Source organism: Aeromicrobium sp. Root236 (assembly GCF_001428805.1).
In the GTDB taxonomy this organism is placed as follows: domain Bacteria; phylum Actinomycetota; class Actinomycetes; order Propionibacteriales; family Nocardioidaceae; genus Aeromicrobium.
The window spans coordinates 2,268,433-2,285,972 of the sequence record NZ_LMIS01000001.1 but is presented as its reverse complement, the minus strand read 5'-3'; the positions used below and the strand labels follow the sequence as shown (position 1 = coordinate 2,285,972).

Below are 17,540 nucleotides of genomic sequence, written 5' to 3'. Positions count from 1 at the left end.
CCCCATCCCTCAGCGTGCAGGGTGGCGCGAGCCGATGATCAGCTGACGGCGTCGTGAGCCGAAGAGGGCTGCCTGCGCCCATTGCGTGAGCACCGCGAGACGGTTGCCCCAACCGACGAGGAACGCCACGTGGACGCCGGCCCAGGCGGCCTTGGCCGCGAGTCCGCTCACCCGGACGCGTCCCCGCTGGGCGACCGCATCGGTCGGCGAGATCGTGGCCATCGTGCCCAGATCCCTGTAGTGGAACGGAGCCGGTGGCGGGCTCCCGGCAAGGTCGCTCGCGATCACGGTGGCGACGTATCGTCCCTCCTGCATGGCCGGCTCAGCGAGCCCGGGCAGGTCGTGGACGTTGGCCGCATCGCCGATGACGAACACGTCGCGACGTCCCGGTACGCGGCATCGCGGGTCGACCTTGACCCGGCCCTTGTCGTCGACGGGAGCACCGGTCTTCTCGCCGAGTCGTCGCGCCAGTGGGTTCGTCGCCACGCCCGCCGCCCACACGACCGTACGAGCGGGGATGCGGCGTTCCGGGCCTCCGCCGTTCGCCGGTGCCACGGTGATCCCTTCGGCGTCGATGGCGGTGGCGGAGTGGCCGAGCAGCTGCTCGACACCCAGGTCCGCAAGCGCCGCGGCGGTGTGGTGCTGGAGCGACCGGGCGAACGAGCTCAGGACCGTGTCGCCGGCGTCGACGAGGACGATGCGAAGGTCCGCAGCGTCCAGCTCGTGGAACTCGCGGCGAAGCGTACGGTGCGCGAGCGCCGAGATCTGTCCGGCGATCTCGACGCCTGTCGGTCCTGCACCGACCACCGCGAACGTCAGGTACTCACGCCGGGTCCCGGGGTCGCTCTGTGCGGCCAGCTCGAAGGCGCTGAGCAGCCGATCGCGAAGCGTGACGCCGTCGGCCAGGGTCTTCATCGGTGCCGCGGCCTCGGCCCATTCGTCGTGGCCGAAGAAGCTGGACTCGGCTCCCGCGGCCAGCACCACCCGGTCGTACGGGATGGTGCGATCCACCTCGTCAGGCCCGGTCAGGGTCACGGTCGAGGCGTCGGGGTCGATGTCCGTGACCTCGCCGAGGACGACGCGTGTGTTGTCCTGACGCGCGAGCACCGTGCGCAACGCCGGGGCGATGTCTCCTGGGGACAGGAGCGCCGTCGAGACCTGGTAGAGCAGCGGCTGGAACAGGTGGTGGTTGACCCGGTCGACGACCACCACCTCCGCGTCGGCGTCACGCAGCCCCTTGGCCACCTGCATCCCGCCGAACCCGCCACCCACGATCACGACGCGCGGACGTTCGCCCGGGACGGCCCTGGCTGCGGCGGTGGACATCAGCGGGTCCCCGCAAGGTCGACCACGACCTTGACGTCGTCGTCGCGACGATCGAAGTCACCGCTGATCTCGTCGAGCGTGAGCCGCCGGCTGATGAGACGGCTCAACCAGGCGGGGTCGGCGGCTGCGAGCGCGTCCGCAGCCGCACGGTAGTGGCCGAGATTTGCGTTGACCGAGCCGATGACGGCATCGTTCTCCAGCACCATCTCGCGATTGAGGTCCGCGGCCTTGACCGGGATCGCATGCTTGCCCGAGGAGACCCCGGTGAGGCACACGATGCCGTAGCCCGCCGTGCCCGCCATGGCGCCGACGACCAGCTCGGCAACGCCGGTGGCCTCGATGATGATGTCGGGCGAGAGCTTCTCGGCGACCGCGCCGATCTCGTCGGAGTGGTACGTCGCGCCGAGGTCGTCGATGATCGACGGCTTCGGTCCCGAGGTCACCCGGTCGAGCAGATGCACGTCGAGCCCGCGCTGGACGCCGATCATGCCGGCGAGGAGGCCGATCGGCCCGGCCCCGGTGACCAGGACGGTGCGTGGCTCGAACCACGACCGTGAGCCGACCTTGTCGATCTGGTCCCAGGCCTTGGCGACGACCGATGTCGGCTCCAGCAGCATGCCGACGTCCTCCAGCGCCGGATCGAGCTTGACCGCGTAGTCGGCCTCGACCCGCCACCTCTCGCTCCCGTACCCGTCGATCTGCTTGATGCCCCGCTCGGTGTACTGGCCGTTGCGGCACATGTCGAACTGACCGTGCGCACAGGCGCCGCACGGCTCGGGGTCGGGCCGGCGGACCACCCCGACGACCAGGTCACCCTCGGCGAAGCCGCTCGACGCGGGTGCCTCGCGCACGCGGCCCAGCGACTCGTGCCCGATGACGAGCCGGTCGCGGCCAGGCGGCGACCATCCGTAGTCGCCGTGGACGATCTCGTGATCCGTCCCGCAGATGCCGATGGCGATGCCGTCGACCAGGAGATCGTCCGGCCGGGGGTCGGGCTCCGGAACGTCGTCGACCCGCAGCGACTGAGCCTTCCCCGGCGTGACCGTGAGTGCCTTCATGATGTCCCTTCCGTGTCGCGTGGAGACTCCGCGGAGTCGAGCCGCGTGGCGGCGTTGATCAGGCCGACGTGGCTGTAGGCCTGCGGGGTGTTGCCGACCTGCCGCTTGACCGTGACGTCGTACTCCTCACTCAGCAGGCCGACATCGTTCCGGAGCTGCAGCAGGCGGGCGAACAGGGCGCGTGCCTCCGATGTACGACCGATACCGCCGAGGGCGTCGACCAGCCAGAACGTGCACGCGATGAACGTCGCCTCCTCACCGCCGAGCCCGTCGACGTTGCCGTCGGCGGCGGTGTCGTAGCGCAGGAGGAACCCGTCACGGAGCAGCTCCTTCTGGACCGCGTCGACCGTGCCGACCACCCGCGGGTCGTCCCAGGGGAGGAAGCCGACCCGGGGGATCAGCAGCAGCGCTGCGTCGAGCCCCTTCGAGCCGTAGAACTGGGTGAACGTGCCTCGATCCTGGTCGAATCCCTTCGCGCAGACCTCGTCGTGGATCTCCTGGCGCACCGCACGCCACCTGTCGACCGGGCCGTCGAGGCCGAATCGCTCAACGGCCTGGACAGCGCGATCCAGGCCGACCCACGCCATCACCTTGGAGTGCACGAAGTGCTGGCGCGGCCCGCGCACCTCCCACAGGCCGTTGTCGGGATCGGCCCAGTGCTGCTCGAGGAACTCGATCAGCGCCACCTGCAGGTCCCAGGCCGCCTCCTCTGAGGCGATCCCCGCTTCGCGCGACAGGTGCAGCGCGTCGAGCACCTCACCCCAGACGTCGAGCTGGAACTGCTCGGCTGCGGCATTCCCGGTGCGCACCGGCTGAGAGCCCTCGTAGCCCTCGAGCCAGTCCAGCGTGGCCTCGGGCAGCCGGCGACGGCCGTCCAAGGCGTACATGATCTGCAGCTTGTCGGGGTTGCCGGCGATCGCGCGAAGCAGCCACCCTCTCCAGGCCTGCGCCTCGTCGACGTAGCCGGCCGTAAGGAGCGCCTCGAGCACGAACGTGGCGTCGCGCAGCCAGCAGAACCGGTAGTCCCAGTTGCGGGACCCGCCCAGCTGTTCGGGCAGCGAGGTGGTCGCGGCGGCCACGATGCCGCCGGTCGGTGCGTACGTGAGTGCCTTCAGCACGATCAGGGAGCGTCGGACGGCGTCGTCGTCGGGCGCCTTGGTCGCCTGCCCGATCCACCGCTTCCAGTAGCTCTCGGTGTCCCGCAGGGCCGTCTCGGGATCAGCGGTCCGCGGCCTGGTCTCGTGCGACGGGTGATAGGTCAGCACGAACGGCACCCGCTCGCCCTCCGACACGGTGAACTCTGCATACGTCGTGAGATCCTTGCCGACGAGCGTGACCGGGGTCTTGAGCCACGCGGAGTCCGGGCCGGCAACGGCGGCCAACATCCCGTCCAGGTGGCGCATCCACGGCACGATGCTGCCGTAGTCGAAGCGCAGTCGCAGTGCCATCTCCATCGTCACCGATCCGCTGATGCCCTCGACGATGCGGACGATGTCGGCGGCCTGACCGCGGGGCGGCATCGTGTCGATCAACCGCACGCTGCCGCCCTCGGTGTGCCAGACGGACTCCAGGATCAAGGTGTCCTCGCGATAGGCGCGCTCGGTGCAGTCGCCCGCCCCGGCCGGTGCGATCCGCCAGAACCCGGCGTCCGCTCCGCCCAGCAGGGAGGCGAAGCACGCGGGAGAGTCGAACGCCGGGAGGCAGAGCCAGTCGATGGATCCGTCGCGGCCGACCAGCGCCGCGGTCTGGAGGTCGCCGATCATGGCGTAGTCCTCGATCAGGCTCATGCGATCCCACCTCTCTCGGCAGGCCGTCCGGGACGGCGTCGTCCCGGGGGTCTCCCTTCCGACGGTAGGTCGACACCCGGGAGGACACACGCCGAGCAGCGCTGATCTCGAACAATCTCAGGGAGTCTTCATCGAGCCAGTCGCCCCTGCCGCACCTGCGGTCCGGCGCCGACCGGCACCTCACCGTGCAGGCGCGGCGTGTAGACGAGCTTGTGAGTCTGACCGTCGAGCACGGTCGACTCGACGAGCTCCAGGTCGAGCTCGGCCCCGTCGTGCAGGAGCGCAGCGCGTCCGGCCCGGCCTGAAACAGCGGGGAACATGAGGATCTCGATCCGGTCGACGAGCCCGGCGGCGAGCAGGACGCGGTTCAGCGAGATGCTGCCGTGCGACCGCATCGGCACGTCCGTCGTGCGCTTCAGCCGCTCGATCGCGGTGACGGCGTCCTCGTTGATGACCGTCGAGTTCTGCCACTCGAGCGGCTCCTCCAGCGTGCTGGAGAACACGATCTTCGGCAGCTCGTTGAGGCTGTCGTAGTAGGGCTCGTCGAACATGGTGACGAACTTGCTGAACTGGCGGAACGTCGTGGCCCCGAAGACCAGGACCTGGTCCTGCGCGAACGTCCGTACGCGGTCCTCGATGACCTCGGGGCCTTCCTTGCCCCAGTAGCCCGGCCAGCCTTCGGCCATGCCGTAGCCATCGACGCTGCAGAAGTAGTCGACGGTGAGAGTCGTGCTCATGGTGTCTCCTTCGTACGTGTTGGGGTGCTCAGTGCTTGACCGGGTCCTCGCCGGCTGCCTTGGTGACGAGGTCGCCCTCGGTCAACGCGTTCCACAGCTGACGGTCGACGCGGACCTTGGTCGTGCTGCCGTCGACGAGGCGGATCGTGAGGCGCCGGTACATGTTGGAGCCGTCCAGGAGCCCGCGGGACTTCTTCACGACGATGCCTTCCCACTCGTCTGCGTTGCGCACCGCGATCACTTCCTGCCCTGGCCACGCAGCAGGGCGACGCCGATGGCGCCGATCCAGAGCATGTTGACCATGCCGACGCTGGCCGTGCTGCCCCAGCCGTTGGCGGCGTAGAAGTTCTCCGGGTCCATCCCGAAGAACAGCGACGGCACGAACGCCAGGTTGACGACGGCGAGCACGACCGAACCGGTGCGGACCCAGCTCGGCAGCACGCCGCTGCGGTGGACCTCGATCGCCAGGGCGATCAGGAACGTGACGACAAGCGCGCGGGCGATCGGGCCGTGCAGGAGGGCCATGCCGTTGGCGAGCGGCCCGTCGATCGTGGGGTCCTTGGACCCGTCGGGGTACTGGAGCGCGACGCCGGTCTCCAGCGAGGCGGCGACGAGGGTCATCGCGGCGTACACGAGACCGGCCGTCGAGGCGATGTCACTGGCGAGGCTGCCACCGAGCACGCGACGCAGGGCGGTCGTGAAGATCAGGAAGACGGTGAACACCGCGACCGTGATCAGGTTGCGGCTGAGCACGTTGTCGGCCGGCGGTGGCCCGGAGTAGACGAAGTAGAGAGGCACCATCACGAGCGACAAGGCGCCGACGAGGGTTGCGCAGATGCCGCTGATCTTGCGATCGGCGACGCTGACGGAGGACGGATATGTAGTGGTCATGACGTGAGCGTGGCGGCACGAGACCGGCACCCGCTGCGGCCAACCGGTGCCTCCTGGCGGTCCATCGGTATCGGTTTGCCGCGCCCGGTACCGACTTTGGTCGATGATCCGCGAGACTCCTGTGCTCCGGCCGCTGACGCCCTTAAGTTGGTGCGGTGGACACCTCGAGGGGGCGGGACCTGGCGGTCAACACCGCCATGGCGGTCGCCGCGCTGGCGGTGGGCCTGACCAGCGAGCAGAACGTGCTCTACGGCTCGCACGATCGCCCCGTCGCCCTGCAGGTCGTCGACATCGCCCTCGGTGCGGTGTGCATCGCCGGGATCTGGATCTGGCGCCGCAGCCACCCAGTGGTGTTCGCGGTCGTGGCCATCGCGGTCGGGGTGGTCTCGACGGTGGCCGGTGGCGTCGGACTGATCTGCGCCTTCACCGTGGCCGAGCACCGCAGCTGGCGGACGGCGGTCGGGATCAGCATGCTCGCGGCCGTCAGCATCATGCCGGCCCTCGCGCTCTATCCGGTGCCGCACGAGGAGCGCAGCATCTTCGTCGGCGTCCTGGCGACGTTCGCGGTCACCGGGTGGGGGATGTTTGTCCGCGCACGTCGGCAGCTCCTCGACTCGATGCGGCGCCGGCTCCGCGAGGCCGAGCAGGCCGCCACCGAGCGCGCCGCTGCCGCCCGGCGGGCGGAACGCCAGCGCATCGCGCGCGAGATGCACGACGTCCTGGCTCACCGGCTCTCGCTCCTGGCCGTTCACGCCGGAGCCCTGGAGTTCCATCAGGGCGCCACGACCGAGGAGGTCACCGCCACGGCCGGCATCATCCGCAGCAACACCCACGAGGCTCTCAACGAGCTGCGCGAGGTCATCGACCTGCTCCGCGAGTCGACGCCGGACTCGCAGCGCCCGCAGCCGACGCTGGCCGACCTGCCGTCGCTCGTGGCCGAGTCCACGTCCGCCGGCCTCGACGTCTCCTGCGAGATCTCGCCGCGAGCGCTGGAGCATGTCGGGAACGACCCGGCGTCGACCGGCCGGACGATCTACCGCGTCGTCCAGGAGGCGCTGACCAACGTACGCAAGCACGCCCCGCAGGCCCACGTACGAGTCGAGGTGCACGAGGTGGGCGACGGTGTCGACGTGTCGATCCGGAACCAGCCGTCGCCCACGGTGCCGGTGCCCGCAGCCCCGCCCGGGTCCGGCACCGGTCTCGCCGGGCTCCGCGAACGCGTGGCGCTGGCGGGTGGCCGCGTCGACTTCCGACGGACCGACGACCACGGTTTCCAGGTGCACGCATGGATGCCGTACGCCGCCGCCCAAGGTCCGGCATGACCGTCGGAGTCGTCATCGTCGACGACGACGCCCTCGTGCGCAGCGGGCTCGCGTTCATGCTGCGCGCCGCGAACGGCATCGAGGTGCTCGGCGAGGCCAGCGACGGTGACGAGGTCATCGACGCCGTCACGAGGTTGCGCCCGGACGTCGTGCTGATGGACCTCCGGATGGCGCGGGTCGGCGGGATCCAGGCGACGCGCATGCTCCGTGAGCTGGCCGACGCGCCTGAGGTCATCGTGCTCACGACGTTCGACGCCGACGCCGACATCCTGGCTGCGCTGGCCGCCGGCGCCGCGGGCTTCCTGCTCAAGGACACCCCACCCGCAGAGATCGTCCGTGCCATCGAGACGGTCGCGGGTGGTGAGCCGTTGCTCTCCCCGACGGTCACGCGTCGGTTGATGGACCTCGCCGGTGCGCTCCAGGACACGGGAGCGCGCGACATCGCCCGGTCACGGCTGGCGACGCTCACGGACCGCGAACGGACCATCGCCCTGGCCCTGGGCGACGGCCTCTCGAACTCGGAGATCGCCGGGCTGACCTACTTGAGCACCGCCACCATCAAGGCGTACGTGTCACGGCTCTTCGAGAAGCTGCACGTCACCAACCGGGTACAGGTCGCCCTGCTCGTGCAGCAGGCCGAGCTCTCGCGCTGAGTCGGCTTGCGGTGGCCGCGTGCGGCTTCCGCCGATAGCGTCGGCAGGAGGGTTCGCACCGAGCTGGGCCCGCTGACGGAGGGAGCCGCGGGTGCCGATCTGGTTGCAGGCCGGACTCTGGGGGACGTTCGCCGGCGGCGCCCTCGTCGTCGGCGCTGCCCTGGCGTGGAACCTGCGCATCCCGCGCCTCGTGGTGGCCAGCGTCATGGCGTTCGGCTCCGGCGTCCTGATCTCAGCCCTGGCCTTCGACCTCGTCGACGAGGCGGAGTCGACTGGCGGCCTGACCCCGACCGTGCTCGGCTTCCTGGGCGGCGCCGTCGTCTACGTCCTCGCCAATGTCGCGCTGGCTCGTCGAGGTGCGCGCCACCGCAAGCGTTCCGAGGACCAGCAACCCTCCGAGGCGGACCAGCAGGGCAGCGGCGCGGCCATCGCGATCGGCGCGCTGCTCGACGGCATACCCGAGTCGATCGTGCTGGGGCTGTCGCTCCTCGGTGGCAACGGCGTGGGCGTGCCGGTGCTGGTCGCGATCTTCATCTCCAACCTCCCGGAGGGCCTGTCCAGCGCGGCCGGCATGAAGCGCAGCGGCCGGAGCGCCACGTACGTCTTCGGTGTCTGGGGCGGGATCGCGGTGGCCAGTGGGCTCGCGGGTCTGCTGGGGTGCCTGCTGCTGCAGGACGCGAGTCCGGTCACGATCGCCGCGATCACGGCGGTGGCGGCCGGCGCGATCCTCGCGATGATCGCCGACACGATGATCCCGGAGGCCTTCGAACGTACGCACATCTACACGGGGCTCATCGCGACGATCGGATTCATGGTCTCGTTCGCCGTCGAGCGCGCCGGCTGACCTCAGGCCTGGCCGGGCACCTCGATGCCGCGCTCACGCAAGCCGGCGGCGACCAGCTCGCCGAGCTTGAGCCACGCGGGGTGGTTGGCCCACTGGGTCTGCAGCAGCTCGTTGGCCAACGGGTCGTCGAGGCTGCTCTGCAGCAGCCACGTGCTGTCCTGGGTGTCGCGGTTCGCGATGATCCAGTCGACGGTGTCCGACGCGAGCTGCGCGACCTCGGGAGCGTCCGGCGGCAGGTGCGCGACCTCGAACGTACGCACGAGGTTCTGCCGATAGCCCGGGTCCTCGAACATGGCGACCGACTCCTTCAACCAGCGTTCGAGCTTGTCGGCGTACAGCGCATGGATGAGGATCCAGACGTCGCGGTAGTGATCGGCCGCCGCCTTCTCGACGCCCGCCGACCTCAGGTGCTCGATGAGCCGGGCGAGGACGTCGGGCAGCACCAGCCCGTCGCCGGCGCGCAGGTCCGCGAGCCGCGCCCGGTCGTCCTGCAGCCGGCGGATGCGGTCGCGAAGGTCCGCGTCGATCTCGACGAGCTCGGCGGCGAAGGTCTCGTCAGAGGCCTCGAGCAGGTCCTGGATGCGCGACAGCGGCACGCCCGCGGACGCCAACGTCACGATGCGGGTGAGCCGGAGCACCGCGTCGGCGCCGTACGAGCGATAGCCCGACGCGTTGCGCTCAGGTTCGGGCAGCAGCCCGCGCTGGTGGTAGAAGCGCACCGTCCGGGTCGTGACGCCGACGTACTCAGCGAGCTGGCCGATCTGGAGCATGTCGTCCATCGTGCCGGACTCATCCGCTCTGGGCCACGGGCTCGGGCTCGGACTCGGTCAGCGTCCGGGCGCCCGGGCTGAGGATCGCGTACGCCGCGATGAGCGTCCAGCACCCCGCGACCAGGAGGCCGCCGAGCCTCAGGTCACCGCCGCGAAGGATCAGGGCCATGAGCCCCAGCCCGAGCGGACCGGCGACCAGGCCGAGCACCATCATCAGGCTGAGCACGCGCCCACGTACGGCATCGGGCACGCGCGTCGCGACATAGACGTTCCAGATCGGGCCGAACAGACCGGCACCTGCACCCATCGCCAGCATGCCGGCGGCGATCATCCAGAACTCGTCGAGCGGGGCGATCAGCCAACGGCCGATCGTGAGAGCGACGATCGCCGTGACGTACGCGGTCCTCCGCGAGGCCTGCGCGATGCGGGCGTAAAGGAGCGACGCGCCGAGCAGGCCGATCGCGAACGCCGACATGCACAGCCCGAGCTGGTCGGGCTCGTCGATCCGGTTGAAGTGACCCGGCAGCAGGAGGCTGATGATCGGCGGGGTGATGAGGCTCGTCGTGAACGCGATGATCACCATCGTCCGCAGCGCGGGTGAGCGGCGGATCACCGCGAGCGCGCCGCCGGACAGGCTGGGGCCCGGGTTCGCGGCGCGACCCTGGACCGGCACGAGCGCGGTCGCGGCGGCGGCGCCGGCCGAGCACGCGGCGGTCAGCCACACCACCTCGATGGGGTCGAGCACCCCCAGGAGCACACCGGCCAGCGCGGGACCGCCGAGGAGGGCCAGCGAGAACCCGCTCTGGTAGAGCCCGGCGATCTTGTCGACCGAGGTGCCCGAGACGGTGGACACCCCGGCCATCATCGACTGGCGCGCGGTCATCCCGGGCACGTCGAACACCGCGCCGGCGACGCCCAGCACCATGAACCACGGGATCGACAGGCCGACCGTCGCGTCGACGACGATCAGCCCCAGCACGGACGCGGCGCTGCCGAGGTCGGCGAGCACGGCGACGTTGCGGCCGCCGACCCGGTCGATCAGGCGGCCGGCGGTGAACGTCGCGGGCACCGACGCGACCGCCGACACCGCGGCGATCAGGCCGGCGGAGGAGAGGCTGCCGGTCGTGGTCAGCACGAGCCAGGGCAGGACGATCGAGATGGCGGAGTTGCCGAACAGGGACAGTGCGGCGCCGCCGACGTACAGCGGCACGGCACGAGGAGAGGCAGTCATCCGACCATGGTCGGACGTTGACGCTACGTCAAGGTCAAGTCACTGGTACGAGATGAGTGACGGGTGCGGCTTGACCCGGCGCCACGTCTCCTTGGCGGTCAACATGTGGGGGTCCTCGTCGACGAAGTTCTTCCAGCCCCAGAACACCCCGTCCGGCGCGTGGTGACGGAGGGTCCGCCACGTGCCGCGCTTGGCGCCTTGCGGGCCGGAGCCGTCGACGTGGATCACGGTGGCGAGCTCGGCGTGCCCGGTCTCGAGGCGGCTGCGGTGCTTGATCATCGACAGCGAGAACTGGTGCAGCACGAAGATCTTCTGCGGCAGTCCCTTGCGGCGGGTGAGCTGCGCCAGCCAGTCGCTGACCCGGTTGATCTCCGCGACCTTGACCGAGCCGATCTGGCGCAGGTGCTTCTGCTTCTTCTTGAGTCGCCACTCGGGATCGAGCGCCAGGCCGACGTGCGGACGCTCCAGCAGCGACCGGTAGCGGCGGGCCTGGACCAGGAAGTTCGTACGCCCGGGCTGCAGGTCGAGGATCACGTAGACGCCGGCCTTCTCGGCGGCATCGACCAATGGCGTGAGGGTCTTGATCGACGCCTCCTGCGAGTAGTCCTTGTCCTTGCCGGCGCTGCCCGACGCGACGGTGGCGATGATCTCGAACGTGGGAACGAACTCGGCCTTGCTGACCCGCCGGTACTTGCGGGCCAGGTGCTTGACGCGGGCGATCGACGCCTTGACGCCCTGCTCGCCGAGCACTCCGAGGGACGGTGCGCCGGGATAGCCGTACATCGCGGTGTAGTGCTTGCCGGGCAGCGCGAGGTAGCCGCCGGTCGGCTGGACGATGTGCGAGCGTACGACCTTGAGCGTGTAGGCGAGGTTGCGGACGAAGGGCCGGCCGAGCGCGATGACCGGCGTCCTCGGCCGGGCCGCGAGGACCTTGGCCGCGGCGGGTGAACGCCGTGGGTCGCCGCTCGAGACCTGCAGCACCTCGGCACCGGCATTGCGGGCCGTCGCCACGGCGGCGGCGTTCGCCGTGCGGGAGCGGGTCACGACGATCGCGTCCAGCTGACGTGCGTGGGGGGTGCCCGCGCCGCGCAGCGCGGCGATCGCATCGGCTGCCTTGGCGGGTTCGAGCGGCACCGCCTGGGCGCCGTCGACGTCACGGGTCGCGCCGAACGTCAGCACCTTCCGGGCGCCGAGACGCTTGAGCTCGGCCGGTGCGCCGCGGTCGTCGAGCAGGACGGGCACGCCCAGCGTCGTCGCCGACGTGATGGCGACCGTCAGGGCTCGCCGGTCATGCCGTTCAACGAGCACCGCGACAGGCGCCGAGTCGTACAGCCGCCGGGAGACGCCCAGCGCGGAACGGGCCGGCGTCGCCGACGCGATGACGTCGAGCGACTTCGTCGGGGTGTGGATCCGCGTCGCCGAAGGAGCGGCGCGGTCGAGCGGGTCACCGTCGTCGTCCGCGTACGCGAATGCGCCCGCGACCAACGCCACACCGACGAGGCCGCCGACGAGCACGTACGGATTGAGCCTGGCGGATACGCTCATGCCCGTGACCTTACTGACCGCCCTCGCCACCGAAGCGTCGAGCGTCCCCGACTCCGGCCTCGCCGGTCTGGTCGCCGACATCATGGGCTCGATCGGTCTGCTGGGCGTCGGGCTGGTCCTCGCGATCGAGACGATCCTGCCGTTCCTGCCGAGTGAGGTGGCGCTGCCGTTGGCGGGGTTCAGCGCCAAAAGGGGCGACTTCGGCCTGGTCGCGGTCATCGTCGCGGCCACCATCGGCTCGGTCGGCGGGGCCATGATCCTCTACTGGATCTCGCGCGTGTTCGGCCTGGAGCGTACGCGTCACGTGCTCGCCAAGATCCCGCTGGTGACGGCCCGCGACATCGACAAGGGCGTCGCCTGGTTCGCCCGCAACGACGCCGCAGCGGTGTTCTTCGGCCGGATGGTGCCGGCGATCCGCAGCCTGGTGTCGATCCCTGCCGGCGTCGAGAAGATGTCGGTCTCGCGCTTCCTGATCTACACGACCGCCGGCAGCCTCATCTGGAACACCATCTGGATCAGCGCGGGCTATCAGCTCGGCAACAACTGGGAGAGCGTCGAGAAGTACGGCAACTACCTCAAGTACGCCCTGGTGGTCGCGGTCGTCGCCGCCGTTGCGTGGTTCGTCGTCCACAAGGTGCGCGCCCGCCGTACGCCGGCTTGAGCGGCGCCCGCTGGACCACCGTCCTACGCTGGACGGCATGAGCGAGCGCAGCGAGCGAACCAACAATGGCATGACTGAGTCACGCGAGAAGGAAGTCGTCGCCGCGGTCCATCCGCAGCTGTTCATCGGCGGCAAGTGGCGTGCCGCCGAGGGTGACAAGACGTTCGCGGTGGAGGACCCCTCGAACGGCAAGATCCTCGTCGAGGTAGCCGATGCGAGCGTCGCCGACGGCACGGCAGCACTCGACGCCGCCGTCGCGGCACAGGCCGACTGGGCGGCGACCGCTCCGCGCGATCGCGGCGAGATCCTCCGCAAGGCGTTCGAGATCATCACCGAGCGCGCCGACGAGCTGGCCCTCCTGATGACGCTCGAGATGGGCAAGCCGATCAAGGAGGCCAAGGCCGAGATCGCGTACGGCTCGGAGTTCTTCCGCTGGTTCTCCGAGGAGGCCGTGCGCATCTCGGGCCGCTACTCGGTTGCCCCCAACGGCGCGACCCGCCTGCTGACGCTCAAGCAGCCGGTCGGCCCGTGCCTCATGATCACGCCGTGGAACTTCCCGCTGGCGATGGGCACGCGCAAGATCGGCCCGGCGATCGCCGCGGGCTGCACCATGGTGGTCAAGCCGGCCGCGCTGACGCCGTTGTCGATGCTGCGCCTCGCCGACATCCTCAGCGAGGCCGGGCTGCCCGACGGAGTGCTCAACGTCGTCACGACCAAGAGCACCGGCAAGGTCATGGAGCCGCTGATCCGTGACCCGCGGCTGCGCAAGCTGACGTTCACCGGCTCGACCGAGGTCGGCCGCACCCTCGTCGAGCAGAGTGCCGAGGGACTGCTGCGGGTATCGATGGAGCTCGGCGGGAACGCGCCGTTCCTGGTGTTCGACGACGCCGACATCGACAAGGCCGTCGAGGGCGCGATGCTCGCCAAGATGCGCAACATCGGTGAAGCCTGCACGGCCGCCAACCGGTTCATCGTGCACGAGTCGGTCGCCGAGGAGTTCGGCGCCAAGCTCACCGACAAGATGCAGGCGCTGTCGGTCGGGCGCGGCACCGAGGACGGCGTCGATGTCGGGCCCTTGGTCGAGGCCAAGCAGCGCGACAAGGTCGCCGAGCTCGTCGACGACGCGGTCGGCAAGGGCGCCACGGTGCTGACCGGCGGCTCCGCACCGGACGGCGAGGGCTACTACTACTCGCCGACCGTGCTCTCGGACGTACCGCTCGAGGCCCGGCTCGCCAAGGAGGAGATCTTCGGCCCGGTCGCCCCGATCTTCACGTTCACCGAGGAGGCCGACGCGTTACGCATGGCCAACGACACCGAGTTCGGCCTCGTCGCGTACGCGTTCACGTCCGACCTCTCGCGTGCCGTGCGGGTCTACGAGGGCCTCGAGACCGGCATGGTCGGCCTCAACCAGGGCATCGTCTCCAACCCGGCGGCTCCGTTCGGCGGGGTCAAGGCGTCAGGCTTCGGTCGCGAGGGTGGCGCGGAGGGCATCGAGGAGTACCTCGAGACCAAGTACGTCGGCATCGCCCTGTGAGGCTGCGTGCGGCGATGCTCGCGGGGGTCGCCGGCCTGACTCTTGCAGCGTGCAGCGGCGGGAGCGACGGCAAGGCCGCCGATCCCGAGCCCTCCGCGTCCGCGACGGCGCAGCCGACGGTCGACCCGAAGGAGCCGGCGTGCTCGTTCCTGACCGCCGGTGAGCGCCGGAAGCTCGCGGGTACGCCCGTCGACACCGTGGTGGCGACGAACGGCACGGCCGTCAGCAGCCAGTGCCGCTGGCAGGCCAGCACCGCGCTGATCCAGGTCACGACGCTGCCCGCGCAGGAGTGGGCCAAGACGCTGCCCGATGTCGTCAAGCAGCTCGAGTCGTCAGGTGACGTCAAGACGGCGACGGACAAGAAGGAGCTCGCCCGCGCCAAGAAGCTGTTGTCCGGCGCCTCGTCGTTCACCAACGAGCAGGCCTGTGACGCGTTCACGACGCTGGCCGCGATCGGCGGCGCCGCCAAGGGCGCCACGACGACGATCGCGCTCGTCCCGATCAGCTCGGCTGAGTCGGGGATCTCCGCCCAGATGTGCACCTCCGGCGAGATGACGTCGCTGATCTTCTCGGTGCCGAACCTCAAGAAGACCAAGGCGGTCGAGGCGGCCGTGACCTCCGCGCTGGCATCTGCCCAAAAGCGAGCCCTCGCCGCACGGTGACGGTTTACCAAGAGGTCAGGGCAAGCTGCGCCGCTCCTCAGGGCAAACCGCCACTCCTCAAGGTGCACGCCCCTTGAGGAGTGGCACTTTGCCGTGACCTCTTGGTAAACCGCCAGCGAGCTAGAACGACACGTCGGCGCGGCGGTCGTCGGCGCCGGGCTTGTCGCAGTAGGTCTCGCCGCTGGTGAACCGCACGCCGTCGGTGAACCGCGCCTCGATCTGGCCCGAGCCGAACTGCTCGACGTACAGGCGCGAGTAGAGCCCGCCCAGCGCGAGCAGCTCGTCGTGGGTGCCCTGCTCGACGAGCTTGCCCTCCTCGAGCCCGAAGATGACGTCGGCGTTGTGGATCGTGGAGAGCCGGTGCGCGATCGCGATCGTCGTACGGTTGTGGGTCGCCCGCTCCAGCGCGTCCTGCACGAGTCGCTCGGTCTCGGTGTCGAGCGCCGACGTCGCCTCGTCGAGGATCAGGATCCGCGGGTCCATCAGCAGGACGCGGGCGATCGCGAGCCGCTGCTTCTCGCCGCCGCTGAGCCGGTAGCCGCGCTCGCCGGTGATGGTCTCGTAACCGTCGGCGAACGACAGGATCCGGTCGTGGATGTTGGCATCGCGGGCGGCCTGCTCGATCTCGTCGGCGGTGGCGTCGGGCTTGGCGTACGCGATGTTGTCGCGGATCGTGCCGTGGAAGAGGTAGGGCTCCTGGGTGACCATGCCCACCGCCTCGGCGACCGAGCCCATCGTGAGGTCGCGCACGTCGGTGCCGTCGATCAGGACCGCGCCGGTGGTGACGTCGTAGAACCGCGGGATCAGGTACGTCATGGTGGTCTTGCCGGAGCCCGACGGACCGACGATCGCGGCGAGCTGGCCCGGGGCGACCCGCAACGAGACCCCGTCGAGGGCCCAGCCCTGCTCCGGTGCCGGTTCCGTGCGGTCGATGCGCACGCCGCTCTCGCCGAACCGGTCACCCGTCGTCCCGCCCGAGAGCGCGCGGGGCTCCGGATAGCGGAAGTGCACGTCGCGGAACTCGATCTCGCCGCGCACGTCCTCGGGCTTGAGTGCCACGGCACCCGGCCGCTCGGTGATCGCCGGCTCGAGGTCGAGGTACTCGAACAGCCGGCGGAACAGCGCCAGCGACGTCTGCACGTCGAGGGAGACCCGCATGAGCTGGAGCAACGGCATCTGGAGGCGTGCCTGGAGCGTCGTGAACGCGACGAGCGTGCCAGCGGTCAACGCGGTGCCGCCGCTGAGCATGTAGCCCGAGACGAGATAGATCAGGGCCGGCGTGATCGCGAAGAACGTCTGCACGGTCGCGAAGAACGTCCGTCCGGTCATGGCCTGCTCGACCTGGAGCCGGGTCTGGTTGCGGTTGGCCTCGCGATAGCGCTCGACCTCGGAGTCGGCGCGGTTGAACACCTTGGACAGCAGGATGCCCGAGACGCTGAGCGCCTCCTCGGTGATCGCCGTCATCTCCGACAGCGACTCCTGGGTCTTGCGAGCGAGCCGCTGGCGCCGCTTGCCGACCTGCAGCTGGATCCACACGAAGAGGGGCATGACGATCACCGTCAGCACGGTCAGCTGCCAGGACAGGATCACCATCGACACGAACGCGGCGATGACGGTGACGCTGTTCTGCAGGATCGAGGTCGCGGTGTCGGTCAGCACCGTGCGTACGCCGGCGACGTCGTTGGCCAGGCGCGACTGGATCGCGCCGGTCTTGGTCGCCGTGAAGAACGCGAGCTCCATCTTCTGCAGGTGCGCGAACAGGTCGCTGCGCAGGTCGGCCATCGCCGAGTTGCCGATCGTCGAGGTCAGCCAGTTCTGGGCGATGCCGATGACCGCGGTCACGACCGGGATGAGGCACAGGGCGCCGACGAGCCAGCCCAGCAGGCCGAGGTCGACACCGCTGCCGTCGCTCGGGAACAACGCCTTGTCGAACACCGCCTTGGTGAAGAACGGAGCGACGGACGTCAACGCCGCCGCGGTGACCACGGCCACCGCGACGTACATCATCTTGACCCGGTAGGGCCGCAGCATCCGCGCGATGCGACCGAGGATCGGTGGTCCCGAGCCGAGCTCCTCGTCGGGGATGTGGCTGACGGCCGGTCCGCCGGGCCGGCCCCCTCCGTCCGTCATTCGTCGATCTTGGTGAGCATGACCGCCGTGGAGTCACCCTCGACCGGCACGAGGTCGGTCGTGCCCCACACGCCGACCTCCGTGCGCAGCATGGCCCAGATCAGCAGTGCGTCGGGAGCGGCGACCAGGGTCGGATCGGCTGTGAGGACGAACTCCGCCGGTACGCCCGGGGCGTCGATCGCGGTGGCTGCCAGCACCTCGCCCTCGGTGTCGACGAGCTTGACCGTCGCGACGGCGCCGGGCGGCACGGCGATGCGTTCGCGGATGAAGACGGTGCCGGTGACGGTGAGGAGGTGTTCGGAGGCCATGCCTTGAATGCTATGCCTCGTGCGCAGATCCGCCGGTCCGCCGGCGTCTGCTCAGAGCTGTTCTGCCGGCAGTGAACAGGC

General features: G+C 69.9%; 17 protein-coding genes. 6 read left to right on the top strand and 11 right to left on the bottom strand.

Going from position 1 to position 17,540, the window contains the following annotated elements; all coding sequences use genetic code 11:
- Positions 1-9: 9 nt before the first annotated feature.
- The 6 genes from ASE12_RS11460 to ASE12_RS11435 all read right to left on the bottom strand — a co-directional run bounded on the left by ASE12_RS11460 (position 10) and on the right by ASE12_RS11435 (position 5,799).
- Positions 10-1,326, bottom strand: coding sequence for an NAD(P)/FAD-dependent oxidoreductase (locus tag ASE12_RS11460; protein ID WP_056400508.1), 1,317 nt, complete (start codon positions 1,324-1,326; stop codon positions 10-12).
- Positions 1,326-2,384 (bottom strand): glucose 1-dehydrogenase, encoded by a 1,059-nt coding sequence (locus ASE12_RS11455; protein ID WP_056400505.1) that lies wholly within the window; start codon positions 2,382-2,384, stop codon positions 1,326-1,328. Before ASE12_RS11455 ends, ASE12_RS11460 begins: the two co-directional genes overlap by 1 nt.
- Positions 2,381-4,171 (bottom strand): glycoside hydrolase family 15 protein, encoded by a 1,791-nt coding sequence (locus tag ASE12_RS11450; RefSeq protein WP_056400502.1) that lies wholly within the window; start codon positions 4,169-4,171, stop codon positions 2,381-2,383. Before ASE12_RS11450 ends, ASE12_RS11455 begins: the two co-directional genes overlap by 4 nt.
- Positions 4,172-4,299: 128 nt before the next feature.
- Positions 4,300-4,908, bottom strand: coding sequence for a dihydrofolate reductase family protein (locus ASE12_RS11445; RefSeq protein WP_056400499.1), 609 nt, complete (start codon positions 4,906-4,908; stop codon positions 4,300-4,302).
- A 28-nt stretch (positions 4,909-4,936) separates the two neighbouring features.
- Entirely contained in the window at positions 4,937-5,140 is a 204-nt protein-coding gene (locus ASE12_RS11440; RefSeq protein ID WP_157412906.1) for a hypothetical protein, read from the bottom strand.
- Between the two features lie 5 nt (positions 5,141-5,145).
- The gene (locus ASE12_RS11435) at positions 5,146-5,799 is read right to left on the bottom strand and encodes a hypothetical protein (RefSeq protein ID WP_056404773.1); all 654 of its coding nucleotides are present in this window, start codon (positions 5,797-5,799) and stop codon (positions 5,146-5,148) included.
- Between the two features lie 155 nt (positions 5,800-5,954).
- Here ASE12_RS11435 and ASE12_RS11430 point away from each other — a divergent pair, with 155 nt between their 5' ends.
- The 3 genes from ASE12_RS11430 to ASE12_RS11420 all read left to right on the top strand — a co-directional run bounded on the left by ASE12_RS11430 (position 5,955) and on the right by ASE12_RS11420 (position 8,618).
- Positions 5,955-7,121, top strand: coding sequence for a sensor histidine kinase (locus ASE12_RS11430; protein WP_157412905.1), 1,167 nt, complete (start codon positions 5,955-5,957; stop codon positions 7,119-7,121).
- Positions 7,118-7,774, top strand: a complete 657-nt coding sequence (locus ASE12_RS11425) for a response regulator transcription factor (RefSeq protein ID WP_056400495.1) — start codon at positions 7,118-7,120, stop codon at positions 7,772-7,774. The genes ASE12_RS11430 and ASE12_RS11425 overlap by 4 nt, the downstream gene beginning before the upstream one ends.
- A 91-nt stretch (positions 7,775-7,865) precedes the next feature.
- A complete protein-coding gene (locus ASE12_RS11420; RefSeq protein WP_056400492.1) occupies positions 7,866-8,618 on the top strand; it encodes a ZIP family metal transporter in 753 nt (250 codons plus the stop codon).
- Positions 8,619-8,620: 2 nt separating this feature from the next.
- On the opposite strand, the gene ASE12_RS11415 is transcribed toward ASE12_RS11420, so the two are convergent.
- From ASE12_RS11415 to ASE12_RS11405, 3 genes are read right to left on the bottom strand one after another with little or no spacing between them, the layout of a single operon-like run.
- Positions 8,621-9,397, bottom strand: a complete 777-nt coding sequence (locus tag ASE12_RS11415; RefSeq protein ID WP_056400491.1) for a MerR family transcriptional regulator — start codon at positions 9,395-9,397, stop codon at positions 8,621-8,623.
- Positions 9,398-9,407: 10 nt separating this feature from the next.
- On the bottom strand, positions 9,408-10,619 hold the full coding sequence (locus ASE12_RS11410) for an MFS transporter (RefSeq protein WP_082582213.1): 1,212 nt from the start codon (positions 10,617-10,619) through the stop codon (positions 9,408-9,410).
- Positions 10,620-10,658: 39 nt separating this feature from the next.
- On the bottom strand, positions 10,659-12,164 hold the full coding sequence (locus ASE12_RS11405) for a hypothetical protein (RefSeq protein ID WP_056400485.1): 1,506 nt from the start codon (positions 12,162-12,164) through the stop codon (positions 10,659-10,661).
- A gap of 4 nt (positions 12,165-12,168) precedes the next feature.
- On the opposite strand from ASE12_RS11405, the gene ASE12_RS11400 reads away from it, so the two are divergent.
- From ASE12_RS11400 to ASE12_RS11390, 3 genes are all read left to right on the top strand, one after another.
- Positions 12,169-12,825, top strand: coding sequence for a DedA family protein (locus tag ASE12_RS11400; RefSeq protein ID WP_235508894.1), 657 nt, complete (start codon positions 12,169-12,171; stop codon positions 12,823-12,825).
- 70 nt (positions 12,826-12,895) lie between these two features.
- The gene (locus tag ASE12_RS11395) at positions 12,896-14,359 is read left to right on the top strand and encodes an NAD-dependent succinate-semialdehyde dehydrogenase (RefSeq protein ID WP_056404771.1); all 1,464 of its coding nucleotides are present in this window, start codon (positions 12,896-12,898) and stop codon (positions 14,357-14,359) included.
- A complete protein-coding gene (locus ASE12_RS11390) occupies positions 14,356-15,021 on the top strand; it encodes a DUF3558 domain-containing protein (RefSeq protein ID WP_056400476.1) in 666 nt (221 codons plus the stop codon). Before ASE12_RS11395 ends, ASE12_RS11390 begins: the two co-directional genes overlap by 4 nt.
- Positions 15,022-15,141: 120 nt before the next feature.
- Here ASE12_RS11390 and ASE12_RS11385 read toward each other — a convergent pair whose 3' ends face one another.
- Positions 15,142-17,151, bottom strand: coding sequence for an ABC transporter ATP-binding protein (locus tag ASE12_RS11385; RefSeq protein ID WP_082582212.1), 2,010 nt, complete (start codon positions 17,149-17,151; stop codon positions 15,142-15,144).
- Entirely contained in the window at positions 17,148-17,459 is a 312-nt protein-coding gene (locus tag ASE12_RS11380; RefSeq protein WP_056400473.1) for a YbaY family lipoprotein, read from the bottom strand. The genes ASE12_RS11385 and ASE12_RS11380 overlap by 4 nt, the downstream gene beginning before the upstream one ends.
- Between the last annotated feature and the right edge of the window lie 81 nt (positions 17,460-17,540).